The organism is Roseovarius sp. W115 (genome assembly GCF_032842945.2).
Classification (GTDB): Bacteria; Pseudomonadota; Alphaproteobacteria; order Rhodobacterales; family Rhodobacteraceae; genus Roseovarius; species Roseovarius rhodophyticola.
The window spans coordinates 140,557-163,405 of record NZ_CP146606.1 but is presented as its reverse complement, the minus strand read 5'-3'; the positions used below and the strand labels follow the sequence as shown (position 1 = coordinate 163,405).

Genomic DNA, 22,849 nt, shown 5'->3' with positions numbered 1-22,849 from the left:
CCCGTTGTGTTTGGAAGTGAGTTATGAGTGGGCTGATTAAAAAGTATGCACCTCAGATTGGGTACTTCATATTTCCGAATTTGCGGCGGGAATTGATAGGGTCTGGCCAGGTCGAAAACAGACTACCAGGTGAGCCTGTTAACCTTCTCGTCAAGGCGCATTACCGCGAAGATCCGGACGCGCTCTTCGCCCGCGCCAGTAGCTTCGCCGATGTGATGCATGTCACGCGACGTATCGCGTCGTATAAAAATCTGCCCGCCAGTCGCATGGAACAAGGCAAAACCTACACTACCGATATCCGCATACTTAAGCTGTTTCGGTATGCGAACTACAATATCCGGATAGACTGTGTGAACCCCGTTGACCGGGTCTTGATCACCAAGGAAGGCAACCGGGATGTCCGCTCGTGGAAGCACCGCGTCGACGTCAAACCATCCCGCACTGGCTCTGTTTGGACAGACTATCTGGAAATCGACGCGGGACTGCTCACGCCTTTTGTGTGCCTATTCGCACGCTTCATGTATATCCACCGCCATAAACAGCGCGGTGCTGCAGGCGTGCGTGCCGTTATGGGTGACAAGGCGAGAAAAGTGCATCGAATGACGGTGAACGAGAACCATTGTTTTTCTGCAAGATCCTGACGCAATATACCTCAGGTCGCACAAAGAAAAAGGCCGGTCCAATAAGACCGGCCTTTAAATTTGACTGTCGCAGTTCGCTTACTCGCGATTGCCCAACAGTTGCAGCAAGAAGATGAACATGTTGATGAAGTCGAGATAGAGGTTCAGCGCGCCCATGATGGCCGCTTTGCCAAGCCACTCACTGTCGCCACTATGCGCATGAGCGAGATACGTGTTCTTGATCTGCTGTGTGTCGTATGCGGTAAGGCCCGCAAAGATCAGCACGCCGATCACCGAGATGGCGAACATCACTGCGCTTGACAGAATGAAGAGGTTCACAATCGACGCCACAATCAGGCCGATCACACCCATGATCAGAAAGCTACCCCAGCCGGAGATATCTTTCTTCGTGGTGTAGCCCCACAGGGACAGACCCGCGAATGCAATCGCCGTGATCAGAAAGACCTGTGCAATCGAGAAGTCTGTGAAGATCACGAAGATATACGAGATCGACACACCCATCACCGCCGCGAAGGTGTAGAAGAACAGTTGCGCCGCAGCTGCAGACAGTTTGTTGATCATGGCGCTAAAGGCGAAAACCATGACCAGCGGTGCAAACATTACGATGTAACGGGTAAACCCAGTGAACAAAGTGTTCATCAGCGCCGCGTTGTTGCCAACCGCCCAGGCCGCCGCAAAGGTCAGCACCATGCCGATCGACATGGTCGCGTAGACCTTGTTCATATGGGCGCGTAGACCTTCGTCGATCTCAGCCGTACGCGCGCCAGTTGACGTCCGGATCGTTTCGAATTCAGCCATTAAAGCCTCCGATAAGTGTCCCAAACAAAGTCCATCACGGACCTTGGTTCTAATATCGGTAAGGTTGAAGGGCTTTTCAAGCAATTCTGGGGCGAAAAATTGACAGAAATACTCTGATAGCGTCTTTTACAGCGCTTTGCGACGAACCGACGCTGTAACATGGAGCAAAACGCGTGAAAAATTCATGATTTCACGCGTTTCGCTTTGTTTTGATGTCTTGGATCCGACGCTGCATTCTTTAGCGCGCCACGTCCCAGATCGGGCGGTTTACTTCAAATTCCGCTTCTTCGCGTGTCAGACCAATGTCGCTCAGCGCGCGGTCATCGAGGCGCGACAATGCGCGGCGCTCACGGTAGACGGCGAACATATCAGCAAGCGAGGCACGGCGTGCCGTGGCGTTTGCATGTGTGCGGCGGGTGGATACGGTCAGCATGGGTATATCCTTTCAATTTTAGTGATACGTTTTCTGGTTGCATCTTTTCTGTTGATATATCTGGCATAGACGGTATGATATTCAAAATGAATGTTTGATACAATTATCATCAAGGATTGTGATGTGATGAGAAATCTGGACATGACCACGCTCCGGTCCTTCATGACCGTGGCAGAACAGGGCGGCGTCACACGCGCGGCCCAGGTGCTGAACCTCACGCAATCCGCGGTGTCGATGCAGCTAAAACGTCTGGAAGAGATGTTGGGCATTGAGCTTATGGACCGCTCAAACCGGCGCATTGCTCTGACCGCGTCGGGTGAACAGCTTTTGACCTACGCACGTCGCATTGTGGACCTCAATGACGAGGCGGTGGGACGTCTGGCCGATGAGATTTTCGAGGGTGAACTGACACTGGGCGTTCCCCACGACATTGTTTACCCCGTGATCCCGCGCGTGCTGAAGACATTCAATAGCGTTTTTCCAAGGGTCAATGTGGCGCTGAAATCCTCCAGCACAGTGAAACTGCACGAAGCGCTGAAGCGCGGTGAGGTTGACCTTATCCTCACCACTGAGGAACAGCTTGCGCCCGGTGGTGAGACCCTGGCCGAAATGCCTCTGAAATGGGTGGGTGCGATGGGCGGGCAGGCGTGGCGCAAACGCCCCCTGCGCCTTGGCTTTTGCCGCTTCTGCATTTTCCGCCCGATTGTCCTGCGCCGTCTGGACGCCATGGGCATCCCTTGGGAACTGGCCATCGAGTCGGATGAGGACCGCTCGGTTGAGGCCCTGATCAGCGCGGATCTGGCGGTGGGGGCGCTTTTGGAATCAAGCATTCCGCCACATCAGGAGGCGATCAATGCGCCTGGGCAGTTGCCCGATTTGGGCATTCAGCGCATCAACATGTATGGCGCGTCCGGTCGGGACGAAATTGCCACCAAATTGGCCGATCTGCTGCGTCAGGGCTATTGCGCCACGCCGCCTGCGTTGCTGCGCCAAGCCTGACGCGGATCAATCCTGATCCATCGTGATCACCACCTTGCCGGTTGATTTCCGACTGCGTAAAAGCTCCAGCCCCTGCGCGGCCTCGTCCAGCGGCAGGGTATGGCTGATGTGGGGCGTGAGCTGTCCTGCCTCATACCAGGCCAGAAGCTGCGCCAAGCTGTCGGTGATGACCTGAGGTTTGAAGGCAAGGTAGCCCCCCCAGTAGAGCCCAAGCACAGAAAGGTTTTTAACCAGAAGGTGATTGGCCGGGATTTGCGGAACATCTCCGCTTGCAAATCCAATGGCCAACAGGCGCGCCTCGGGCTTGCAGGCGCGAAAGGCGGCTTTGAACTGATCTCCGCCGACCGGGTCATAAACGACATCGACACCGCCCAAAGCGCGACAGGCCTCTCGGATATCTTCCGTTTTGGCGTCAATCAGATGATCGGCCCCGGCGGCCTTGGCCACGTCCAGCTTGTCCGCGCCACGCGCGCAGGCAATGACCGTGGCCCCCATGAGCTTGCCGATTTCGACCGCCGTCAGGCCCACGCCCCCAGCGGCCCCCAGCACCAAGAGCGTTTCTCCGGCCTGTAGGTGAGCCTTATGATCCAGCGCCACGTGGCTGGTGCCATAGGCAATCTGGAACGCGGCGGCATCGGTGAAAGGCATTGTGTCCGGCAATTTGACAGCCCGATTGGCCGGAAAAGCGCCGAATTCCGCCAAACCCCCTTGACCGCCAAAGACCGCCACTCGGTCCCCAAGAGCGAAATCCGTCACATCAGCGCCCAAGGCCTCAATCGTACCGGCCACTTCCATGCCCAAGGTAAAGGGCAGTTCGGGCGTGTCCTGATACTCACCTTTGACCATCAAAAGATCGGCGAAGTTGAGACCACACGCCCCAATCCGTACCAGAATTTCATCAGCCTTTGGGGTGGGCGGGTCACATACAACAAGGGCAGGTGTTGCATTCGAGGCTGAAAGTCGAAAAGCACGCATCTGCAACAGTCCTTCGTTAGGTTGGGAAAAAACTCACCTCTGGTTGGCGAAAATCGTCAGGTGATGCAAGACCGTCTTTTTGGCTCAACTATTGCGGAATCTCAAATCGTGGTCTATACTCGTATAAATTGTGAGATACCAATTAAAATCTCGCTTTCGTATAGCAGAGCATCTTGTCTTTTGACTTATTGATGGTAATTTTCCCCTGCGCGGCTGGGATGCGCCGTGCATATAAACGAAATGTGCGCTATAGGCTGCAATAAGCTATAGAATAGTCGCGTTAACATTGTGAAAGGATTGCCCATGCCGCACCCCGTAGATGTGCATGTCGGTAAACGGATACGTCATCGCAGATGGCTTGTCGGGATGACGCAGCAACAACTTGCTGAAAGTGTCGGAATAAAATTCCAGCAGATTCAGAAGTACGAAACCGGTGCCAATAGAGTGAGCGCATCACGCCTTTGGGATATTGCCGGATCCATGGATGTGGACGTGAGTTTCTTTTTCGAAGGGCTCGAACGAGCCTCTGAGAAAAAGCAGTCCACGGATGCAGCGCCAGCGGATCTTTTGGGAGACAAGGAAGCACTGGATTTGGTCCGGTCCTACTACTCGATCCCGGAAAACCAACGCCGTCGCCTGTTTGATCTTGCTCGTGTCCTGAGCGACGTGGCTTGAGCCAAACGCCAGTCCGGTCTAGTCATGCCGCCTAGGGGCGGCATGAGGGCTCTGGGATGGACCAGTCAGATATCGTCGAAACAGCGCACGCGCTGGCAGATGCGGCGCGTGACGCCACTTTACCTTGGTTTCGCACCAAGAACCTTCAGGCCGAGAATAAGGCCGCTTCCTCTAAACCTTTCGATCCTGTGACCCGCGCAGACCGCGCGGCCGAAGAGGCGATGCGCAAAGTGCTGGCGGAGCGCCGGCCCGATGATGCCATTTTGGGGGAGGAATTCGGGGCCACAGGCGGGCGCACCGGACTGACCTGGGTGCTGGACCCGATTGATGGAACGCGCGGATTTTTGACCGGCACGCCGACCTGGGGCGTCCTGATCGCGATCTCGGACGAGAACGGGCCGTTCTACGGCCTTATCGATCAGCCCTATATCGGCGAGCGTTTCGAAGGCGGGCTGGGACGGGCCGAGATGTCAGGGCCTCATGGACGTAGATCACTCGCGACCTGCGGCAACCGTCCGCTCGGAGAGGCAAACCTCTTCACCACCTTTCCTGAAGTTGGCAGTAAGACCGAAGGCGAAGCCTTTCGCGCGGTTGCTGATCGTGTGCAATTCGCACGCTATGGGATGGATTGCTATGCCTATGCGCTTCTCGCCTCAGGGCAAGTGGATCTGGTGATTGAAGCCGGCCTAAACGCCTATGACATACAAGCGCCCATTGCGGTGATCGAGGCCGCAGGCGGTGTTGTCACGGATTGGCGCGGCGGACCGGCGCATCACGGCGGACAGGTCGTTGCCGCTGCCGGGCGGATGCAGCACAAGGCGGCGCTGGGCATTCTGTCGGACTTTGTTTGAGTGGCAGTGAGCACAATCTCGCGAGTTGGCTCAGCCGTGGTGGCGATCGGTTTGGTCCTTGCATAGGATCAATGCCATGGGACTCCGATTTCTAACCATCTGTGCGCTCGCCATGGCTCTGGTCGCGACACCTCTGACCGCCCAAGAGCTTCGTGATGCCAGTGGTTCGGCCCGCGCCTGGCTCAATGACTACCGCGCGCAAAAAAATGCTCCGGCCCTTGGAACGTCACCTCAACTGACAAAGGCCGCCGCCGCCCACGCACGCGACATGGCGCGCAAAGGGTTCTTCAGCCATCAGGGGTCTGACGGAAGCTCGGTGGCCGATCGTGTGCACCGTCAGGGATATGGGTATTGCTTCGTGGCCGAGAATATCGCCAAGGGGCAACGCGATCTGGGGGCTGTCTTGCAAAGCTGGGCAGGGTCCAAGGGACACAGACGCAACATGCTTAGCCGTGAGGCGCGCGAATTCGCACTGGTGCAAGGACCTGGCAATATATGGGTGATGGTCTTAGGCAGAGCCGGTTGCTGACGGGTCAGACATGTTAGCTCTGTAGAACTGCTTCTGGAAAACTGTGTGTCTCGACCGCCCACACACGTCACACACTCCGTACTCAAAAGGCGGCCGCAACACACATCGGCGGTTCTACGCCGAGTTTGTGTCCGGAATTGGGGCAGAACAGGGTTTGCGCAAGACCAATTCACGGCAGGGGGCCACAAAGGTTGACGCGCTTTGCGCATTGCTGTGCGCGACCGGCTGTGCCAGATCAGGGTTAGGTTAAATGCCATGGGGGGTGACATGCAGCTTGGAATGAGGCCAGAGGCAGAGCAAAAGCTGGCCGCGGTGCGCGACATGGTGCGTGACGAGATCACGCCGCTGAATGCAGAGTATCACGCCGAGATTGAAAAAGGCGACCGCTGGGCTTTCACACCCCGGCAGGCGGAAATTCTGGAAGGGCTGAAGGCGCGCGCCAAGGCGGCGGGATTGTGGAATTTCTGGCTGACCGATCATGACCGCGGCATGGATCTGAGCACGGTGGAATACGCCTATTTTGCCGAAGAAATGGGAAAAACTCCTTTGGGCGCAGAAGTTTTCAACTGCAACGCGCCGGATACCGGGAACATGGAGGTTTTCGTCAAATACGGCACGGGTGACATGAAATCCCGTTGGTTGGAGCCGCTGCTGGAGGGGGAGATCCGATCCGCCTACCTGATGACGGAACCGGATGTGGCCAGTTCAGATGCCACCAACATTGCCATGTCCTGTGTGCGGGATGGTGGTGACTATGTGCTGAATGGCGAAAAGTGGTGGGCCACGGGGGCAGGGGACCCGCGCTGTGCGGTTTACATTGTCATGGTGTGCACGGGCGGTGAGGACGCGCCAAAGCACCAACGCCATTCGATGATTGTGGTTCCCTCAGATGCGCCGGGCATCGAAAAACTGCGCCCGATGCAGGTCTATGGCGCCGATGATGCGCCGCATGGGCATATGCATATTCGATTTACGAATGTACGTGTGCCCGCAGAAAACCTGCTTTTGGGGGAGGGACGCGGGTTTGAGATTGCCCAAGGGCGGCTTGGACCGGGGCGCATCCACCATTGCATGCGTGCCATTGGTCAGGCCGAGGCCGCGCTGGAACTTATGTGCCGCCGGTCGCTGGAGCGGGAAGCCTTTGGCAAGCCTTTGGTGCAGCTTGGCGCAAATTTCGACATTCTGGCCGAGGCGCGGATGGAAATTGAGCAGGCGCGGCTTTTGTGCCTCAAGGCGGCCTGGATGATGGATCAGGGCGATGCCCGTGCCGCTGCGCCCTGGATTCATCAGATCAAGGTTGTGGCGCCACGCATGGCCTTGAAGGTCGTTGATGAGGCGGTGCAGATGTTCGGCGCGCAGGGCATTTCACAAGACACCGAGCTGGCGGCCATGTGGACCCACCTGCGCACGCTGCGGCTGGCCGATGGGCCCGATGCGGTGCATCGCAGGCAGGTGGCGCGGGCAGAGTTGCGCAAATATTCTCAAGCGAAGTTTTAACAATAACTGTCTGGTTTTTGGGTATTTTTTACAAGAAAGAAACCAGTATGCTTGGTGCAATCATAGTCTCTCGACAAAGGCCGTGGACAGGGTCTTAATGCCGTCATGACGTCTGAGCAAAATGCACGGCCCGGGTGGGGTATCTTCTGGATGGTGGTGACCGGGCTGCAGTTTGTGGGTGTCACTGCGCTGGTCAAACTTTTGGGCACGCGCATTCCGGCCCCTGAGGCGGCGTTTCTGCGCTATGTGCTTGGGTTGGTGTTTCTTATTCCGATGCTGGGCACGCTGAGCCGGGTGCGGCTGGATCGAGGCACTCTGGGACTTTTCGCCGCGCGCGGCGTGGCGCATTCCCTAGGCGTCGGGCTTTGGTTTTTTGCCATGGCGCGCATTCCCATCGCGGATGTCACCGCGATGAACTACCTCTCCCCCATCTACGTGACGCTGGGGGCCGCGATCTTTCTGGGAGAAAAGCTGGCGCTGCGCCGGGTGCTGGCCATTTTTGTGGCTCTCATAGGTGCGCTGATCATTCTGCGCCCCGGGTTTCGCGAGGTGGGGCCAGGGCATTTGGCGATGATCTTTACCGCGATTGTCTTTGGGGCCTCCTATCTTCTGGCCAAGATGCTCTCAGAACGGTGCAGCCCCGGGCTGGTGGTGGCGATGCTTTCGATCACTGTGACGATTGGATTGGCACCTGTTGCGCTTGCCAATTGGGTGACGCCGACATCTTATGAGCTTTTGGTGCTGTTCGGTGTGGCCGCACTGGCCACAGGCGGGCATTACACAATGACGCTGGCCTTCCGCGCCGCCCCGCTGGCCATCACACAGCCGGTGTCGTTTCTGCAACTGGTCTGGGCTGTGGCGCTGGGGCTTGTGGTCTTCGGCGAACCGTTTGATCCCTGGGTCATCCTGGGCGGTATGGTGATCGTGGCCGCCGTCAGCTTTATCAGCTGGCGCGAAGCCATCCTAAAGCGCCGTGCGATCACGCCGACGGTCACCCAGACAAAGGTGTAATTCGGGGGCTATCGCAGTTTGTCGTGAAACAGGATGAGCAGCTCGTCGCGGCTGACCGAAGGTTGTTTGGCGAAACCTGCATCATGATTTTCAGATGTGTGCCCACCACCATTCGCGGCAACAGCACTAAGGAGTGCCCTTGGTGTAGCAAGGCTCAGATTGAGAAGATGGATCATACGTAATCTCCATTTACTCCCATGCAGAGCCCCCGATCTGATGGTGTGTGAAACACCAAGGTCGCGGGAAGTGTGCTTGCATTCAAGTTGTAGGTTGAGGGCCTTCACTACACCAAAAGTTTAAAAAATAATAAAAACAGTATTTTGCGGTGAGGTTTCTGAAAGTGACGTTGCGTTCAATTCGGATCTGGTAGCGCTTGGCTTTTTTCAATCCGTGACCAATCTGCGGAATATCGTTCTATTGTTTCGAGCTCACTGCAAGTTACGCAATCTGATAGTGAATCGCTTAATAAGCCCCTGAAAATAAAAAACCCCCGAGGACGCGCCTCGGGGGTTCTGATGTGTTTGAGATCGCGACTTAGGCGAAGGACCAGCGCTCGGCCCAGCGTTCGCCGTCCATATCCCAGTTCGAGCCCATCGCCTCTGGCGTTTTGAGCTTATTGGATGTTGCGAAGACATAGTTTGCAAACATCGGGATAATGACGCCGCCCTGGTTTGAGACGATGTCCTGCATTTCGAAATACATCTCCTGGCGCTTGGCTGGGTCGAGTTCAGCCCGAGCCTCAACCATGAGGGCCTCAAACCGGTCATGGCACCAGAAGCTGTCATTCCAGTCCGCGCCACAGCTGTAGGCGGTGGCAAACATCTGATCCTGAACCGGACGACCCGACCAGTACACAGCCGAGAATGGTTTTTTCATCCAGACGTCTGACCAGTAGCCGTCGTTTGGCTCCCGCACGACAGTGAGGTCAATACCGGCCGCCTTGGCCGAGTTCTGGAAGAGAACACCGGCATCGACCGCACCCGCAAAGGCCGCGTCCGCTGCCGAGAGGCTGACCTCAAGGCTGTCGAGACCGGCTTCCTTGAGGTAGAATTTGGCCTTGTCCGGATCGTAGGTCTTTTGCTCAAGCTCGGTGTTGTAATAGAGCTGACCTTGACCAACGGGGATATCGTTGCCGACAGAGCCATAGCCGAAGAGGATCTTCTCGACCATTTCTTCGCGGTTGATGGCGTATTTCAGGGCCTGACGCACATTGTTGTCGTCAAACGGCGCCTGGTTGGTGGACATCGCGAAGGTGTAGTGCTGCGTGCCTGCCACCGAATGGATGGCGAGGTTTGCGTTACGCTCCAGAAGGCCCACTGTCTTAAGGTCGACCCGGTCAACCACATCGACATCGCCGGACACCAACGCGGTTGTCCGCGCGTTCTGATCCACAAGCGCCAGCATTTCGATGCTGTCAAAGAACCCAACAGTGTCGCGCCAATGGTTCGGATTGCGCTCCATTGTAATGCTAACACCGAAGTTTTTCTCCTTCAGGATGTAGCTGCCGCAGCCATCGCCGGATTCCCAATCAATGGTATCGTCTTTTGCCGGGTGGATGGTCAGGTGATAATCCGACAGAATGAAGGGGAAGTCCGCGTTGCCGCCTGACAATTCGACAACAACGTTGCCGCCATCGACCTTCATGTTTTCAATCGGTGCGACCAGTGGACCCGCCGCCGAGGTTGAATCCTCGCCCCGGTGGAAGTTCAGCGAGGCGACCACGTCTTCGGGCGTCAAAGGTTTGCCCGAGTGGAAGGTCACACCTTCGCGGATCTTGAAGGTCCAGGTCTTGGCGTCTGCGGTGGCTTCCCAGCTTTCGGCCAGTTCAGGCTGCAACGAGCCATCTGGCGCCACTTCGGTCAGGCGACCATGGATGGCAAAGGCCATGCCAATGGTGAAGCCGTTTTCCCATGTGCCCGGGTTCAGCGTGTCGGTGGTCTGGCCGTGGCCTTTCCCAACCCGAAGATGCCCACCGCGCTTGGGCGCAGCATAAGCCGCGCCACCCAATGGCAGAGTTGCTGCCATGGCCGTTGCGGCGGTTGTCTTTAGAAATCCACGGCGGTCAAGCAAGCCGCCTTTGATGATCGACATATTCAGTTCTCCCTGTTTTTTGTCGTTATAGTTTTGATACGTCTGTGTTGAGTTCTCGTTTGATTTACTCCGTCACATTCCCCGTCTCGTCCAGCACACATTACTGTCCAAGGCTCTTTGAGGCCTCGGTCCTGCGCTGTGACGACCGTTTTTTCAACGCGTGCACAGGTTAGACGCCCCATCCAATACGATGCAACGGCAAACTCAATGCTGCGGCCATCATCTTTCCGCGAGTGCCGCATTTCAAGCTTTTGCTGTCGCGGCTTGGAGAAAATCGGTTATTGGTTGACGAGTCAATTAAAAAACAATACCGCGAAAATACAGCTGCGGGGGAGGTTTGATGCCGAAGCTAGGGATGGAACCGATTCGACGCTCGGCTTTGGTCGAGGCGACAATCAGTGAGATTGGCGCGCAAGGCTCACTTGATGTCACGGTAAGCCAGATTGCCCGCCGGGCGGGCATGTCGAGCGCGCTGGCGCATCATTACTTTGGGTCCAAAGAACAGATTTTCGCAGCCGCCATGCGGCACATCCTGACGCTCTATGGGGCCGAGGTGCGGGGTGCGATGATCATGGCCAAGACGCCCCGTGACCGCATTGAGGCCATCATACGCGCCAGTTTCGCGCCTGCGCAGTTCCGCACCGAGATGGTCGCGGCTTGGCTTAATTTTTACGTTCAGGCCCAGAAGTCAGACGAGGCGCGGCGGCTTTTGCATATCTATCAGCACCGGCTGCGCTCTAACCTGCATCATGCCTTTCGCCAGCTTGCCCCCAAGGATGCGCGCACGCTCACTCGCGGCCTCGCGGCGATGATCGACGGTTTGTATATCCGGCAGGCGCTGCACAAAGCGCCGCTCTCGGGCGAAGAAGCCATCAAGGTGCTGTTGCATTACATCGACACATCCTTGCCAGCGGACATGCGTCAATGACACAGCCTAACATACTGATTTTCATGGTGGATCAACTCAATGGGACGCTGTTTCCCGATGGGCCCGCCGATTGGCTGCACGCGCCCAACTTGAAAAAACTCGCTGCACGGTCCACGCGCTTTCAAAACGCCTACACCGCCAGCCCGCTTTGTGCGCCGGGCCGGGCCAGCTTCATGTCCGGGCTCTTGCCGTCTCGTAGCCGGGTCTACGATAACGCGGCTGAATTTGCCGCCGATATACCCACCTATGCGCATCATCTGCGTCGAGCAGGTTATCAGACCTGTTTGAGCGGCAAGATGCACTTTGTCGGCCCCGATCAGTTGCACGGCTTTGAAGAACGCCTTACCACCGACATCTACCCGGCTGATTTCGGCTGGACGCCGGATTACCGCAAGCCAGGGGAACGCATCGACTGGTGGTATCACAACATGGGCTCTGTCACCGGTGCAGGCGTGGCCGAGATTTCCAACCAGATGGAATATGACGACGAGGTTGCCTACAACGCCACGCGCAAAGTCTATGATCTGGCCCGTGGCAAGGACGTGCGCCCTTGGTGCCTGACCGTCAGCTTCACACACCCGCATGATCCTTATGTGGCGCGTAAGAAATACTGGGATTTATACGAGGGATGCGCGCATCTGGTGCCCGAAGTTCCGGCGATGGATTATGCGGATCACGACCCGCATGCGCAGCGGATTTTTGATGCCAATGACTGGCGCAATTTCGACATCACAGAAGATGATATCACCCGCTCACGCCGGGCCTATTTCGCCAATATCTCTTATCTCGACGACAAGATCGGTGAGGTGATGGAGGCGCTGGAAACCACAAGACAAGAGGCCGTGATCCTCTTTGTCTCCGATCACGGCGATATGCTGGGGGAACGGGGCCTGTGGTTCAAAATGTGCTTCTACGAGGGCTCGTCCCGCGTGCCGCTGATGATCTCGGCCCCTGACATGACACCGGGGCTTGTGACTGACCCGGTCAGCACAATTGATGTCTGCCCCACGCTTTGCGCGCTGGCCGGTGCGGATATGGACGAAATCGCGCCTTGGACCACCGGTGAGAGCCTGGTTTATTTGGGACAGGGTGGATCCCGGGACGCACCAGTGGCCATGGAATATGCCGCCGAGGCCTCTTATGCGCCGCTCGTGTCGCTGCGCTATGGCAAGTGGAAATACACCCGCTGCGTGCTCGACCCCGATCAGCTCTTTGATCTGGAGGCTGATCCGCATGAGCTGACCAATCTTGCGGACCGTCCCGAGCACGCAGGCACCTTGACGCAGCTGCGCGCCAAATCCGAAGACCGCTGGGATCTGCACGCCTTTGACGCTCAAGTCCGCGAAAGCCAGGCGCGCCGCTGGGTCGTCTATGAGGCGCTGCGCCAGGGCGGATACTACCCCTGGGACTACCAACCCCTGCAAAAGGCATCGGAGCGCTACATGCGCAACCACATGGACCTCAATATTGTCGAGGAAAATCAACGATTTCCGAGGGGCGAGTGATGTTGACGATCTATGGGCGCACGACCTCTTCCAACGTGCAACTGGTCATGTGGTTTATCGGGGAACTACAGCTTCCGCATGAGCGGCTGGACTACGGGCATGTGTATGGCGGGCTTGATACGCCGGAGTTCGGCGCGTTGAACCCACACCGCAAAATCCCTGTTCTGAAAGATGGCGATCTGGTTGTCTGGGAGAGTGCGTCGATCCTGCGATACCTTGCGGCGACCTATGATGATGGCGGAGCATTCTGGCCAAAGGATGCGTCTGAGCGTGCCCGTATCGACAAATGGGCCGAGTGGGGCAAGAACGAGCTGTGCAATAATTTCACCGTGCCGATCTTCTGGTCGCGCGTGCGCACGGCGGCTGCGAACCGGGATGCAGGAAAACTCGCCGCGGCAATCTCAAATTTTGATGCCTACATGTCGATTCTGGCAACCCAGCTGGGCGATCAGCCTTTTGTCTGCGGTCAGAACCTGACCACAGCAGATATCGTCATCGGGCATCTTCTGTTCCGGTGGTTCACGATGGACATTCCGCGCGCAGAAAATCCGCGCGTTGAGATGTACTATCAAAGACTTACAGAGCGATCCGCATATCGCGAGCATGTCATGGTTTCATACGAGCCATTGAGGGTGGAGGGCGCGTGATGGAAGCGGATTATGTCATCGTTGGTGCGGGCAGTGCGGGCTGTGCCATGGCTTACCGCCTCAGTGAGGCGGGTCGTTCGGTTCTGGTGATTGAGCATGGCGGCACGGATGCTGGCCCGTTCATTCAGATGCCCGGCGCGCTCAGCTATCCGATGAATATGAGCATGTATGACTGGGGCTACCGCACCGAGCCTGAGCCGCATTTGGGCAACCGGCGTCTGGCCGCCCCACGCGGCAAGGTCATTGGCGGATCCTCCTCAATCAACGGCATGGTCTATGTGCGTGGCCATGCGCGCGACTTTGATCACTGGCGCGATCAGGGGGCGGATGGCTGGGGCTTTGCCGACGTGCTGCCCTATTTCAAGCGCCAGGAAAACTGGACCGACGGCGGCCATGGCGGCGATCCCGATTGGCGTGGGCGTTCGGGGCCATTGCATGTCACACGCGGCGAGATGGCCAACCCGCTGACGCGGGCCTTCATCGAGGCAGGCGGGCAAGCCGGGTATCAGATCACGTCCGACTATAACGGTCAGCAGCAAGAGGGCTTTGGCCCCTTCGAGATGACGGTGCATAAGGGCCAGCGCTGGTCTGCGGCCAATGCCTATCTCAAACCCGCGCTGAAGGGCGGCAAATGCGATGTCATGCGGGGGCTGGCAGGTCGTGTGATCTTTGAGGATGGGCGTGCCACAGGCGTAGAGGTCACCCGCAAAGGCGCACGCGAGGTCATTCATGCCCGCGCCGAAGTGATCCTCTCAGCGTCGGCCTTTAACACCCCGAAATTATTGATGCTTTCGGGTATCGGTCCGGGTGCGCACTTGGCCGAGCACGGTATAGACCTGGTCGCAGATCGGCCTGGCGTTGGGGCAAACCTGCAAGATCACCTGGAGGTTTACATCCAGATGGCCGCCAGCCAGCCGGTGAGCCTCTATAAATACTGGAACCTGCCGGGCAAGGCGCTGGTGGGTCTGACCTGGCTTTTGGGCAAAACCGGGCCGGGGGCCTCGAACCAGTTTGAATCCTGCGGATTTATCCGCTCGGACAAAGGCGTGGATTATCCCGACCTGCAATTCCACTTCCTGCCGATTGCTGTGCGCTATGACGGGCAGGCCGCCGCCGAAGGACATGGGTTTCAAGCGCATGTCGGCCCGATGCGATCTGAGAGCCGTGGGGCCGTCACACTGCGCTCAAACCGGCCAGAGGACGCGCCGGTCATCAGATTCAATTATATGAGCAAGGAAAGCGACTGGCGCGATTTCCGCCGGGGCATTCGGCTGACGCGCGAGATTTTTGCACAAGATGCGTTTGCGCCCTTCGCCAAGCATGAAATCCAACCGGGTGCAGCGCTGCAAACCGATGACGAGATCGACGGCTTCATTCGTGAACACGCCGAAAGCGCTTATCATCCCTGTGGCACCTGCCGCATGGGCCGCGCCGATGATGCCCATTCGGTTGTCGACCCCGAGGGTCGGGTGATTGGGGTAGGCGGCCTGCGCGTCGCTGACAGCTCGGTTTTTCCACGTATTCCAAACGGCAATCTGAATGCGCCCTCGATCATGGTCGGAGAAAAGATGGCCGACCACGTGCTGGGCCGGCACCTGCCGGCTGACAATGCAGAGCCATGGATCCATCCAAACTGGAAAACCGCTCAAAGGTGAAAGCGGATTGATCCGTATCAAGGCAAAACCAGCGAGATGAGATCAAACTTGGCGTGTTGACACTGAAGACAAGGGAGAGCCGGATGTCACACACCCCGCACGAATTGCATGAGGAGTTTCCAGATCACGAAGATCGGATCAAGGTGCTCAAAGCCACGAATGCCCACTTTGCACGCCTTATGGACCAATATCACAAGGTCAACCGTGAAGTGCATGGTGCAGAAACCAATGTCGCACCTGTTTCTGAAGCAACCGAGACGGATATGCGCCGAGAGCGCGCACGTCTGAAGGATGAAATATATCAAATGCTTGTGGAGTAAGGCTTGACCTCGGGCGCAGCCATGAGCGGACCATGGACACTAAGAACTAAATCGCACTGAACAACGGGGTATGGCGTGAAGCTGTGCCCGCCGTTACCTCTGTGAAAAGCTGATTTGAAACCGAGTTGACCTTTCGAACGTGAGCTGAGTGATGGGCAGATGGCGATCGCGCAGCGGTACTTGGCGCGTTGCGACATACCCAAAGGCAAAACGTATCAGAGCTGTGACAAAAGCCGTACGGCCTCGTCATTTCCTTGTGCCAAAACGCTTCGATCCTCGCCCGGAAAGAACCGCGCTCGGGTTGCTGTGTTCATCGGGGCAGGACTGAGGATATCGACTCTCGGACCAATCTTGACAGTCTCGGCTTGCCAAGAGCGGATCAGCGCCATTTGTGCGGCTTTTGTGGCGCCGTAGCTGCCAAAGAACTTCTCGCCCGCGCGGGGATCATCGAAAAACACCGCATGTCCGGTTTCGCCAAGCAGGGGGGTCACAAATCCAATGAGACGCGCAAGAGCCGTGATGTTGATGTCGACCGACTTTTTGAGGTCTTTCATCTCGATATGCGCGGTGGGGGCCAAAGGGGCGGCATGAATGGCTGTGTGTACCCACGTGTCGACCTTGCCCCAGCGGTCATAGATCGAGCGGCAAAGCTGTGCCATGGCGCCTTCAACAGTGATATCCATCGGCGCGAGTGTCGCCTCGCCGCCCATCGCTTTGATCTGGTCGTCCAGCTCTTCCAAACCACCAGTGGTGCGACCCACGGCGACCACATGATGCGTTTTGGCAAGCTCAAGCGCACAGCCCGCGCCAAGGCCACGCGACGCCCCGGTGACAAGGGCAAGTTTTCTATCTGTCTGATCTGTCATGGGCGTTCCCATCCCATAAGGCAGAGGCCCAAATCAAGCGCATTCGCTTGACTTTCCCCGCCCCGTGCGAAAAACAAATCCCAAACACGGGACATGAAAGGACGCTCGATATGCAAGACACTGTTCTGAGCAAGGCAATTCTTGGCCACGAAGGCCTGATCCGCAAGTTGGGGCTAGTCCTCGGTGGTGCGCTGTTCATCTCGCTTGTCGCACAGGCGAGCGTGGGCTGGCCGGTGCCGATGTCACTGCAGGGATTGGCCATTCTGCTCGTAGGCTTCACGTTTGGCTCGCGCCTTGGCGCTGCGACGCTTGTAACCTATCTGGCGTATGGCGCGATGGGGTTCCCGGTGTTCTCAAACGGGATGGCCGCTACCGCGCTTGTTGGCCCGACTGCAGGGTTCCTTTACGGCTTCGTCGGTATGGCCTTCCTGGCAGGTCTTGCCGTTGAAAAGGGGTTGGCAAAGGGCGTGGTGTCCACAGCCATCTGCGGCGCTTTGATCTCGCTCTTGCTTTACATTCCCGGTCTGGCCTGGCCCGCAGCGGCCCTTGGCAAAACTCTTCCTGAGCTTTGGTCCGGCTGGATGGCACCGTTCCTGCTGGGCGATGCGATCAAGGCAGTGATCGCCGCGATGGTGGTCTGGGGCGGCTGGCAAGCGTTGAAAGTGCGCAAAGGCTGATTCTCTTATAAGTTGTTCCAAGAGCACCGCCTTTCGAGGCGGTGTTTTTGTTTCGGATTCTGAGCCAATCTTCACATTTTTGAACAATAAAGCTTCTGTTTTTCGATGCTTATTGAGTACGGCCATGAATTTTAGCCAAATTTGTAGCATTTGATCTTCCGGTCATAATTTGACCGTATTCCTCACAAAAAAATCAATCTTTAGTTGTATTTTGAACTGTGTCGCCCAGTGGCAAAAGGTTCAGTGTGAAAAGGTGTGTCCATATGCTCAAAAGCATTCTCTTATTCCAAAAACCCCATCCCAATACGTTCTGCAAAGATGAAGATGGTGCCGTGACCGTCGATTGGGTCGTCTTGACAGCGCTGATTGTTGGTTTGGTCGCTGTGGCGTTTGCTGGGGTCGAAGGCGGTGTTGCTGCGTTGACGGGGCAGTTGGTGGCGTATTTAACCGGTCTTTTGTAATCCCGCACAGTCTGTGCTGGTGTAAGTTCAGAGTTGGAAGTCACGTCTTTTCCAGCCCCAAAGTGTCAGCCCCAAAGTTCCAGCCATTAAAAGCTTGCGCGAAGCTTGGGTCATGATGCTGCGCCTGGCATGGATGACAAATCCTATCCAGGCAGCCGCAGGTCATAGGTCGATCCGAGCAAGGACAAAACAACACGACCTTCCTCAATAGCGGCAACCTGTGCCTGGCCAATCCGGTCGCCCACGGTGACCTTGCTGACGCGGCCGTGCAAGCGCAACAAGGCACTGCTGTCGTCCGGTGTCAGAAACGTACCGATCAGAAGAGGGCGATTGCGTGCAGTCTTGTAGTCTGCGTGCAGCGTGGCCGCAGACAGGGTTTCAGGCGGGGTGGGGGTGGTGTCGTCCCGAGACATGGTGCTTCTTTTTCCACAGCGCGCCAATGACGCGGATTGGATGAGCACGTATGCCTGTTTTGATGGTGCTGAAAGGGGAATGCGGTTTGTGCGGCGGATTTTTGCCGCGCCGCAGCATCGAAGGACGACGTTATTCCGCCGCCTTCAGCTCAAAACCCTTCTCGATCTGATCGGAAGGCTCCACCGGATAATCACCTGAGAAGCAGGCGTCACAGTATTGCGGACAGGATTTGTCGCGGCCCTTAGCTTCTCCGACGGCGCGGTAAAGCCCGTCGAGAGAAATGAATTTGAGGCTGTCCACCGCCAGATGATCCCGCATTTCATCTTCGGACATGGTGGCGGCCAGAAGTTTTTCGCGGTTGGGCGTGTCCACACCATAAAAACAGGGCCAGGCGGTGGGTGGAGAGGCGATGCGGAAATGCACCTCCTTGGCGCCCGCATCCAGGATCATTTCCTTGATCTTGCGGCTGGTGGTGCCGCGCACCACGCTGTCATCGACCAAGATCACGCGTTTGCCCTCGATCAGTGCGCGGTTGACGTTGAGCTTGAGCCGCACGCCCATGTTGCGGATCTGCTCGGTGGGCTCGATGAATGTCCGACCCATATATTGATTGCGGATGATGCCCATCGCGTAAGGAATGCCACTTTCGTGGCTATATCCAATCGCCGCCGGAGTGCCCGAATCCGGCACCGGACAGACCAAGTCTGCGTCAACGGGGCTTTCCTTGGCCAATTCAATGCCGATCTGCCGCCGTGTTTCATAAACGGATTGGCCGCCGATGATGCTGTCGGGACGTGAGAAATAGACATGTTCAAAGATGCAGAATCGTGGCTTTTGCGGCCGGAACGGATGGTGGCTTTCGACGCCATTGCCGTTGATCACAACCATTTCGCCCGGCTCAATCTCGCGGACATACTTCGCGCCAATGATATCCAGCGCGCAGGTTTCCGAGCTTAGCACCCAACCGTCGCCGACTTGCCCCAACACCAAGGGGCGCACGCCCAGCGGATCGCGCACGCCAATCAGCTTGCTGCGGGTCATGGCCACAATGGAAAATGCGCCTTCGACCCGACGCAGGGCGTCTTCCATGCGCTCGGGGATCGTGCGTTGCAATGAGCGGGCCATCAGGTGAATGATGCATTCGCTGTCGGAATTGGACTGAAAGATCGAGCCGCGCTCGACCAGCTCTTTGCGCAGCGCATCGGCATTGGTGATATTGCCATTATGCGCAATCGCCGCTCCGCCCATGGCAAATTCGCCAAAGAACGGTTGCACGTCGCGGATCACAGGCGTTTTGCCACCTGCCGTGGAATAGCGCACATGGCCGATCGAGAGCGGTCCAGGCAGGGTTTCCATCAAAGATTGGCGGGTAAAATTATCGCGCACATAACCAAATCGCCGGGCGGAATTGAAACCGTGATCGGGGTGATGGGCGACTATGCCGCCCGCCTCTTGTCCGCGGTGTTGCAGGGCGTGCAGACCAAGGGCTACGAAATTGGCGGCATCGGTGACGCCGTAAACCCCAAAAATCCCGCATTCTTCGCGCAGTTTATCGTCATCGAACGGATGAGAGGGCGGCATGGTTTTGTCGGACAACGGGCAGCTCCGAATCCCTTTACGCTTGGACCCACTAAATAGGGTGTCTGAGGGCATATGTCACGAAACTATCACGTATCCAGAGCGGAAATAACGTAACGCAAATTGTTCACCTCAAGGGTCAAGCAGCGCGTTTTGTCATATGATCCAGCAAAAGGCTGGCCTCGTGGCGTTTCAATGTACGTGCGGCAGTGTGTCCAAACGCTTCGATGTGTTCTTCCAAGGACGGGAACAGTGCCAGCAATTCTTCTGTTTGCGTGCGTTCCAAGCCCGTCAGAGCCTGGCGTGTTAAGAAGAAACTTTCACTGAGAACACCATCTGTTTCAACAATCTGATGCTGGTCGAACATGAGATGGACATAGCGGATCGTGCCGCCGGTCCGGATGTGTATACCTTCAAATCCGCAAAGATACTTTGCGGCGATCAAAACGTCAGTGTAGCCAAAGAGCAGTTCAGCTTCTGGTGCGCGCAGGAGCAATCTGTGTTCTTGCGACAAAACAAGATCACGCGTGTTGCCAAACACGCCCTTAGGCACGACGACGGGCGCAAATGCGCCTTCGGCAGTGACCTCTGTTCTGCCAATCCAGTTTATAGGCTGAAAACTGTCCTGCATCGTCCAAACCAGATCACCGATGTGAAGCGTATCAATGGTCTTGCAGCCATCTGGCGTTACAATGCGCGTGTCGGACGCAAAACAGGTGATGAACGTGTTGTAGGACGAACTGCCGATGTTGGAGCCGCCCGTTTTTTCATACTGGACGCCATCCTGAAGCTCGATGTCGGGAGAAAATCCCCACACGTCCCCGGTGACGCCATTTTGGGAAAACACCGTGATTGTGATGGTTGGGCCGGTCAAATCGCCATTGATGTCCAGTGCCCGCACGAAAATGAGGGACTCCGCTTCAACAGGTGTTCCATTTGACACGATTCCACCGCCGTCTGTGACCGAATGCCCGGCTGTGTTGTCATCTTCAAAAATGTCCGGATCGCCGCCTGTATCATCAATCGTGACAGTGGTGCCGCCGCCCGCGGAATAAGTGAACACTGTGCCATCTGGGGTGTCGGAGTTGTTGATCACGGGATTGCCAACAATCGCTCCATTGGAGCTGCTATCGACAACCAGATTGTCGTTGTTTACGGCAAAGAAACTGCGGGCAACCATTTTGAACTCCGGACTTGCAGTGCAATTCACATAAGCAAGATCAAGAGTTCAAAAATGTGTCGCGAAAAAGGTATTTCGCGACACATCAAGCGAATTTGAAGTCGTTCAATTGTTTACTGGGATTCGTCGCAGGCGCTGACAAGCTGCTCATATTGCTGCGTAACCCATCCCAGAGCTTGTTCAGGGTCGCCATCTTGTATCTTCTCGGTAAGTTGCGAGAACACGCGCGCTGAGCGGCTGTCATCGACAATCTCGATGTTCTGGCCGCTGATGACCGTTTCATAGACGAAATAGGCAATCGCAACGAGGAGAATGCCGCGTGCCACACCAAAGAGGAACCCGGCCCCCTGGTCCAATCCACCCAGGGCAGAGCGCTGCACAATGGATGAAAAAAGTGGAGTAATCAGGGAAGACACAATCAGAGCCACGGCAAAAACAAGGGCTGCGGCGCCGATCATGGACAGTTCGCAGTTATCGCCGATCAAATCGCTGAGAACAGGGATTTCCTTGACCAACGGTTCCACTTGCGGGGCAAAGATAAACGCCAGAACAGCGGCCACGACCCAGCCGGCAATGGCCAGCGATTCGCGCACAAAGCCGCGTGAATAGGCCAAAAGCGCAGATAGCACGATGACAAGCACCACGATGCCGTCAATGATGGTAAAGCCTTCCATTAGCTCTTTCCTGTCCCAATGACGCAGGTCAGCCCGCGCCGAAAATCTCACCTACAAAGCCGGTCAGATCACTCATCTGCGTGAGCGTCAGCCCGCCCGACCCCTCGGATTTTCCACCCGAAGGAAGGATGGCTGATGTGAAACCAAGTTTTTTGGCCTCTTTCAACCTGTTTCCGGTTTGAGCAACCGGTCTGAGGGCACCAGACAGGCTGATTTCGCCGAAAAGGACACAGTTTTGGGGCAATGCTGTGTCTTCTCGGGCACTCAAGAGGGCGGCTGCAACGGCCAGATCGGCGGCGGGTTCGCTGATTTTGATGCCGCCTGCGACGTTGAGATAGACATCCAAGCCCGCAAAGGGAATGCCACACCGCGCCTCCAGCACCGCCAGAATCATGGCGAGACGCGCGCTGTCCCAGCCCACCACAGCGCGTCGGGGCTGGGAATGCGGAGTGGGGGCGACAAGCGCCTGCATTTCGACCAGAACAGGCCGTGTGCCTTCGATGCCTGCAAACACGACGGAACCCGGCGCAGGATCGCCTCTGTCTGACAGGAAAAGCGCAGAGGGGTTGGTTACTTCGGCCAGCCCAGCACCAGTCATCTCAAAAACGCCGATTTCATCTGCCGGGCCAAATCGGTTTTTGACGCTGCGCAAAATACGGAACTGATGTCCGCGTTCGCCTTCAAAATAAAGCACGGTGTCGACCATATGCTCGACAACACGGGGACCTGCGATCTGGCCCTCCTTGGTGACGTGGCCCACGAGTATGACGGACGTGCCCTTTCGCTTGGCAAAGGTGGTCAGCTCATGGGCCGAGGCGCGGACCTGCGCCACGGAGCCCGGCGCGCTTTCGACATTGTCGGCCCACATGGTCTGAATCGAGTCAATGATCACGAGATCGGGTTTTTCGGCCTCGAGCGTTGTGAGAATATCGCGCAGCGAGGTGGCTGTGGCCAGCTGCACCGGTGCATCGCCAAGGCCAAGCCGCTGGGCACGCAGGCGCACCTGAGCGCTGGCCTCTTCGCCTGAGACATAGAACACCTTAACCCCCGCAGCGCCGAACTTGGCCGCAGCCTGCAACAGCAAGGTGGATTTGCCGATGCCCGGATCGCCCCCCACCAAAATCGCTGAAGACGGGACAAGCCCGCCGCCCAAAACGCGGTCAAGCTCTGCTATGCCCGATTGCGTGCGCGGGGGCGGGGCCTCTTCGGTGGCCAGATCGGCTAGTTGAATGGGTGTGCCACGTTTAGAACCCAGAGATTTGGAGGCCGGGCCGGTCGAAAGTTGTGCCTCTTCGACAATCGTGTTCCACTCGCCGCACGCCTCGCACCGCCCAGACCATTTGGAATGCACAGCACCGCATGCGGTGCACGAAAAGGAAGCAGTTTTGCCCATGCCTCGGTCATGCCTGATGCCGGGGCGCGGGTCAAATGGTCATCTGCCTGG

25 protein-coding genes are annotated in these 22,849 nt (G+C 56.9%); 14 read left to right on the top strand and 11 right to left on the bottom strand.

Features of this window, described 5'->3' with window-relative positions; genetic code table 11:
• The first annotated feature begins 23 nt into the window (after window positions 1-23).
• Window positions 24-641: a hypothetical protein gene (locus RZS32_RS00880; RefSeq protein ID WP_317055160.1), complete on the top strand. Its 618-nt coding sequence runs from the start codon at window positions 24-26 to the stop codon at window positions 639-641.
• 78 nt (window positions 642-719) lie between these two features.
• Here the strand turns inward: RZS32_RS00880 and RZS32_RS00875 are convergent, their stop codons facing one another.
• Both RZS32_RS00875 and RZS32_RS00870 read right to left on the bottom strand, forming a co-directional pair.
• Window positions 720-1,439 carry a Bax inhibitor-1/YccA family protein gene (locus RZS32_RS00875; RefSeq protein WP_317055159.1) on the bottom strand — a complete coding sequence of 240 codons (720 nt, stop codon included), beginning with the start codon at window positions 1,437-1,439 and terminating at the stop codon, window positions 720-722.
• A 238-nt stretch (window positions 1,440-1,677) separates the two neighbouring features.
• Window positions 1,678-1,872 carry a DUF1127 domain-containing protein gene (locus RZS32_RS00870; RefSeq protein ID WP_317055158.1) on the bottom strand — a complete coding sequence of 65 codons (195 nt, stop codon included), beginning with the start codon at window positions 1,870-1,872 and terminating at the stop codon, window positions 1,678-1,680.
• 126 nt (window positions 1,873-1,998) lie between these two features.
• On the opposite strand from RZS32_RS00870, the gene RZS32_RS00865 reads away from it, so the two are divergent.
• The gene (locus tag RZS32_RS00865; RefSeq protein ID WP_317057825.1) at window positions 1,999-2,871 is read left to right on the top strand and encodes a LysR family transcriptional regulator; all 873 of its coding nucleotides are present in this window, start codon (window positions 1,999-2,001) and stop codon (window positions 2,869-2,871) included.
• 6 nt (window positions 2,872-2,877) lie between these two features.
• Here RZS32_RS00865 and RZS32_RS00860 read toward each other — a convergent pair whose 3' ends face one another.
• Window positions 2,878-3,846: an NADPH:quinone oxidoreductase family protein gene (locus RZS32_RS00860; RefSeq protein ID WP_317055157.1), complete on the bottom strand. Its 969-nt coding sequence runs from the start codon at window positions 3,844-3,846 to the stop codon at window positions 2,878-2,880.
• A 303-nt stretch (window positions 3,847-4,149) separates the two neighbouring features.
• On the opposite strand from RZS32_RS00860, the gene RZS32_RS00855 reads away from it, so the two are divergent.
• The 5 genes from RZS32_RS00855 (at window position 4,150) to RZS32_RS00835 (ending at window position 8,409) form a co-directional block, all read left to right on the top strand.
• The gene (locus RZS32_RS00855) at window positions 4,150-4,521 is read left to right on the top strand and encodes a helix-turn-helix domain-containing protein (RefSeq protein WP_317055156.1); all 372 of its coding nucleotides are present in this window, start codon (window positions 4,150-4,152) and stop codon (window positions 4,519-4,521) included.
• 56 nt (window positions 4,522-4,577) lie between these two features.
• Window positions 4,578-5,372 (top strand): inositol monophosphatase family protein, encoded by a 795-nt coding sequence (locus RZS32_RS00850; protein ID WP_317055155.1) that lies wholly within the window; start codon window positions 4,578-4,580, stop codon window positions 5,370-5,372.
• Window positions 5,373-5,448: 76 nt separating this feature from the next.
• Window positions 5,449-5,901, top strand: coding sequence for a CAP domain-containing protein (locus RZS32_RS00845; protein WP_317055154.1), 453 nt, complete (start codon window positions 5,449-5,451; stop codon window positions 5,899-5,901).
• Between the two features lie 267 nt (window positions 5,902-6,168).
• Window positions 6,169-7,398 carry an acyl-CoA dehydrogenase family protein gene (locus RZS32_RS00840; protein WP_317055153.1) on the top strand — a complete coding sequence of 410 codons (1,230 nt, stop codon included), beginning with the start codon at window positions 6,169-6,171 and terminating at the stop codon, window positions 7,396-7,398.
• A gap of 105 nt (window positions 7,399-7,503) precedes the next feature.
• On the top strand, window positions 7,504-8,409 hold the full coding sequence (locus RZS32_RS00835; RefSeq protein ID WP_317055152.1) for a DMT family transporter: 906 nt from the start codon (window positions 7,504-7,506) through the stop codon (window positions 8,407-8,409).
• Between the two features lie 8 nt (window positions 8,410-8,417).
• Here the strand turns inward: RZS32_RS00835 and RZS32_RS00830 are convergent, their stop codons facing one another.
• Together RZS32_RS00830 and RZS32_RS00825 are read right to left on the bottom strand one after the other, a co-directional pair.
• Window positions 8,418-8,585: a hypothetical protein gene (locus tag RZS32_RS00830; protein ID WP_317055151.1), complete on the bottom strand. Its 168-nt coding sequence runs from the start codon at window positions 8,583-8,585 to the stop codon at window positions 8,418-8,420.
• A 358-nt stretch (window positions 8,586-8,943) separates the two neighbouring features.
• The gene (locus RZS32_RS00825; RefSeq protein ID WP_317055150.1) at window positions 8,944-10,500 is read right to left on the bottom strand and encodes an ABC transporter substrate-binding protein; all 1,557 of its coding nucleotides are present in this window, start codon (window positions 10,498-10,500) and stop codon (window positions 8,944-8,946) included.
• A 340-nt stretch (window positions 10,501-10,840) separates the two neighbouring features.
• Here RZS32_RS00825 and betI point away from each other — a divergent pair, with 340 nt between their 5' ends.
• From betI to RZS32_RS00800, 5 genes are all read left to right on the top strand, one after another.
• A complete protein-coding gene (betI, locus tag RZS32_RS00820; protein WP_317055149.1) occupies window positions 10,841-11,428 on the top strand; it encodes a transcriptional regulator BetI in 588 nt (195 codons plus the stop codon).
• A complete protein-coding gene (betC, locus tag RZS32_RS00815) occupies window positions 11,425-12,933 on the top strand; it encodes a choline-sulfatase (protein WP_317055148.1) in 1,509 nt (502 codons plus the stop codon). Before betI ends, betC begins: the two co-directional genes overlap by 4 nt.
• Window positions 12,933-13,580, top strand: coding sequence for a glutathione S-transferase family protein (locus RZS32_RS00810; protein WP_317055147.1), 648 nt, complete (start codon window positions 12,933-12,935; stop codon window positions 13,578-13,580). The genes betC and RZS32_RS00810 overlap by 1 nt, the downstream gene beginning before the upstream one ends.
• Window positions 13,580-15,235 carry a choline dehydrogenase gene (betA, locus tag RZS32_RS00805; RefSeq protein ID WP_317055146.1) on the top strand — a complete coding sequence of 552 codons (1,656 nt, stop codon included), beginning with the start codon at window positions 13,580-13,582 and terminating at the stop codon, window positions 15,233-15,235. Before RZS32_RS00810 ends, betA begins: the two co-directional genes overlap by 1 nt.
• Before the next feature lie 83 nt (window positions 15,236-15,318).
• Entirely contained in the window at window positions 15,319-15,555 is a 237-nt protein-coding gene (locus RZS32_RS00800) for a YdcH family protein (protein WP_317055145.1), read from the top strand.
• A 215-nt stretch (window positions 15,556-15,770) separates the two neighbouring features.
• Here RZS32_RS00800 and RZS32_RS00795 read toward each other — a convergent pair whose 3' ends face one another.
• On the bottom strand, window positions 15,771-16,421 hold the full coding sequence (locus RZS32_RS00795; protein ID WP_317055144.1) for an SDR family oxidoreductase: 651 nt from the start codon (window positions 16,419-16,421) through the stop codon (window positions 15,771-15,773).
• Between the two features lie 110 nt (window positions 16,422-16,531).
• Here RZS32_RS00795 and RZS32_RS00790 point away from each other — a divergent pair, with 110 nt between their 5' ends.
• The gene (locus RZS32_RS00790; protein ID WP_317055143.1) at window positions 16,532-17,098 is read left to right on the top strand and encodes a biotin transporter BioY; all 567 of its coding nucleotides are present in this window, start codon (window positions 16,532-16,534) and stop codon (window positions 17,096-17,098) included.
• A gap of 263 nt (window positions 17,099-17,361) precedes the next feature.
• Complete coding sequence (locus RZS32_RS00785; RefSeq protein ID WP_317055142.1) at window positions 17,362-17,559, top strand: Flp family type IVb pilin; 198 nt, start codon at window positions 17,362-17,364, stop codon at window positions 17,557-17,559.
• Window positions 17,560-17,702: 143 nt separating this feature from the next.
• Here RZS32_RS00785 and RZS32_RS00780 read toward each other — a convergent pair whose 3' ends face one another.
• From RZS32_RS00780 to radA, 5 genes are all read right to left on the bottom strand, one after another.
• A complete protein-coding gene (locus RZS32_RS00780; protein ID WP_317055141.1) occupies window positions 17,703-17,972 on the bottom strand; it encodes a hypothetical protein in 270 nt (89 codons plus the stop codon).
• A gap of 130 nt (window positions 17,973-18,102) precedes the next feature.
• The gene (gene purF, locus RZS32_RS00775; protein ID WP_339106913.1) at window positions 18,103-19,554 is read right to left on the bottom strand and encodes an amidophosphoribosyltransferase; all 1,452 of its coding nucleotides are present in this window, start codon (window positions 19,552-19,554) and stop codon (window positions 18,103-18,105) included.
• Window positions 19,555-19,690: 136 nt separating this feature from the next.
• Window positions 19,691-20,731, bottom strand: a complete 1,041-nt coding sequence (locus RZS32_RS00770; protein ID WP_317055140.1) for a Hint domain-containing protein — start codon at window positions 20,729-20,731, stop codon at window positions 19,691-19,693.
• Between the two features lie 113 nt (window positions 20,732-20,844).
• The gene (locus RZS32_RS00765) at window positions 20,845-21,405 is read right to left on the bottom strand and encodes a CvpA family protein (protein WP_317055139.1); all 561 of its coding nucleotides are present in this window, start codon (window positions 21,403-21,405) and stop codon (window positions 20,845-20,847) included.
• A gap of 28 nt (window positions 21,406-21,433) precedes the next feature.
• Window positions 21,434-22,798 carry a DNA repair protein RadA gene (gene radA / locus RZS32_RS00760; protein WP_317055138.1) on the bottom strand — a complete coding sequence of 455 codons (1,365 nt, stop codon included), beginning with the start codon at window positions 22,796-22,798 and terminating at the stop codon, window positions 21,434-21,436.
• Between the last annotated feature and the right edge of the window lie 51 nt (window positions 22,799-22,849).

Excerpts from the sequence above, each read along its gene's own strand:
- RZS32_RS00825 (WP_317055150.1), bottom strand. The coding sequence starts at position 10,500 with ATGTCGATCATCAAAGGCGGCTTGCTTGACCGCCGTGGATTTCTAAAG.
- RZS32_RS00785 (WP_317055142.1), top strand. The coding sequence starts at position 17,362 with ATGCTCAAAAGCATTCTCTTATTCCAAAAACCCCATCCCAATACGTTC.
- RZS32_RS00800 (WP_317055145.1), top strand. The coding sequence starts at position 15,319 with ATGTCACACACCCCGCACGAATTGCATGAGGAGTTTCCAGATCACGAA.
- RZS32_RS00795 (WP_317055144.1), bottom strand. The coding sequence starts at position 16,421 with ATGACAGATCAGACAGATAGAAAACTTGCCCTTGTCACCGGGGCGTCG.
- betI (WP_317055149.1), top strand. The coding sequence starts at position 10,841 with ATGCCGAAGCTAGGGATGGAACCGATTCGACGCTCGGCTTTGGTCGAG.
- RZS32_RS00790 (WP_317055143.1), top strand. The coding sequence starts at position 16,532 with ATGCAAGACACTGTTCTGAGCAAGGCAATTCTTGGCCACGAAGGCCTG.
- betC (WP_317055148.1), top strand. The coding sequence starts at position 11,425 with ATGACACAGCCTAACATACTGATTTTCATGGTGGATCAACTCAATGGG.
- RZS32_RS00770 (WP_317055140.1), bottom strand. The coding sequence starts at position 20,731 with ATGGTTGCCCGCAGTTTCTTTGCCGTAAACAACGACAATCTGGTTGTC.
- betA (WP_317055146.1), top strand. The coding sequence starts at position 13,580 with ATGGAAGCGGATTATGTCATCGTTGGTGCGGGCAGTGCGGGCTGTGCC.
- RZS32_RS00765 (WP_317055139.1), bottom strand. The coding sequence starts at position 21,405 with ATGGAAGGCTTTACCATCATTGACGGCATCGTGGTGCTTGTCATCGTG.
- RZS32_RS00835 (WP_317055152.1), top strand. The coding sequence starts at position 7,504 with ATGACGTCTGAGCAAAATGCACGGCCCGGGTGGGGTATCTTCTGGATG.
- purF (WP_339106913.1), bottom strand. The coding sequence starts at position 19,554 with ATGCCGCCCTCTCATCCGTTCGATGACGATAAACTGCGCGAAGAATGC.
- radA (WP_317055138.1), bottom strand. The coding sequence starts at position 22,798 with ATGGGCAAAACTGCTTCCTTTTCGTGCACCGCATGCGGTGCTGTGCAT.
- RZS32_RS00810 (WP_317055147.1), top strand. The coding sequence starts at position 12,933 with ATGTTGACGATCTATGGGCGCACGACCTCTTCCAACGTGCAACTGGTC.
- RZS32_RS00880 (WP_317055160.1), top strand. The coding sequence starts at position 24 with ATGAGTGGGCTGATTAAAAAGTATGCACCTCAGATTGGGTACTTCATA.
- RZS32_RS00865 (WP_317057825.1), top strand. The coding sequence starts at position 1,999 with ATGAGAAATCTGGACATGACCACGCTCCGGTCCTTCATGACCGTGGCA.
- RZS32_RS00855 (WP_317055156.1), top strand. The coding sequence starts at position 4,150 with ATGCCGCACCCCGTAGATGTGCATGTCGGTAAACGGATACGTCATCGC.
- RZS32_RS00780 (WP_317055141.1), bottom strand. The coding sequence starts at position 17,972 with ATGTCTCGGGACGACACCACCCCCACCCCGCCTGAAACCCTGTCTGCG.
- RZS32_RS00870 (WP_317055158.1), bottom strand. The coding sequence starts at position 1,872 with ATGCTGACCGTATCCACCCGCCGCACACATGCAAACGCCACGGCACGC.
- RZS32_RS00845 (WP_317055154.1), top strand. The coding sequence starts at position 5,449 with ATGGGACTCCGATTTCTAACCATCTGTGCGCTCGCCATGGCTCTGGTC.
- RZS32_RS00850 (WP_317055155.1), top strand. The coding sequence starts at position 4,578 with ATGGACCAGTCAGATATCGTCGAAACAGCGCACGCGCTGGCAGATGCG.
- RZS32_RS00830 (WP_317055151.1), bottom strand. The coding sequence starts at position 8,585 with ATGATCCATCTTCTCAATCTGAGCCTTGCTACACCAAGGGCACTCCTT.
- RZS32_RS00840 (WP_317055153.1), top strand. The coding sequence starts at position 6,169 with ATGCAGCTTGGAATGAGGCCAGAGGCAGAGCAAAAGCTGGCCGCGGTG.
- RZS32_RS00860 (WP_317055157.1), bottom strand. The coding sequence starts at position 3,846 with ATGCGTGCTTTTCGACTTTCAGCCTCGAATGCAACACCTGCCCTTGTT.
- RZS32_RS00875 (WP_317055159.1), bottom strand. The coding sequence starts at position 1,439 with ATGGCTGAATTCGAAACGATCCGGACGTCAACTGGCGCGCGTACGGCT.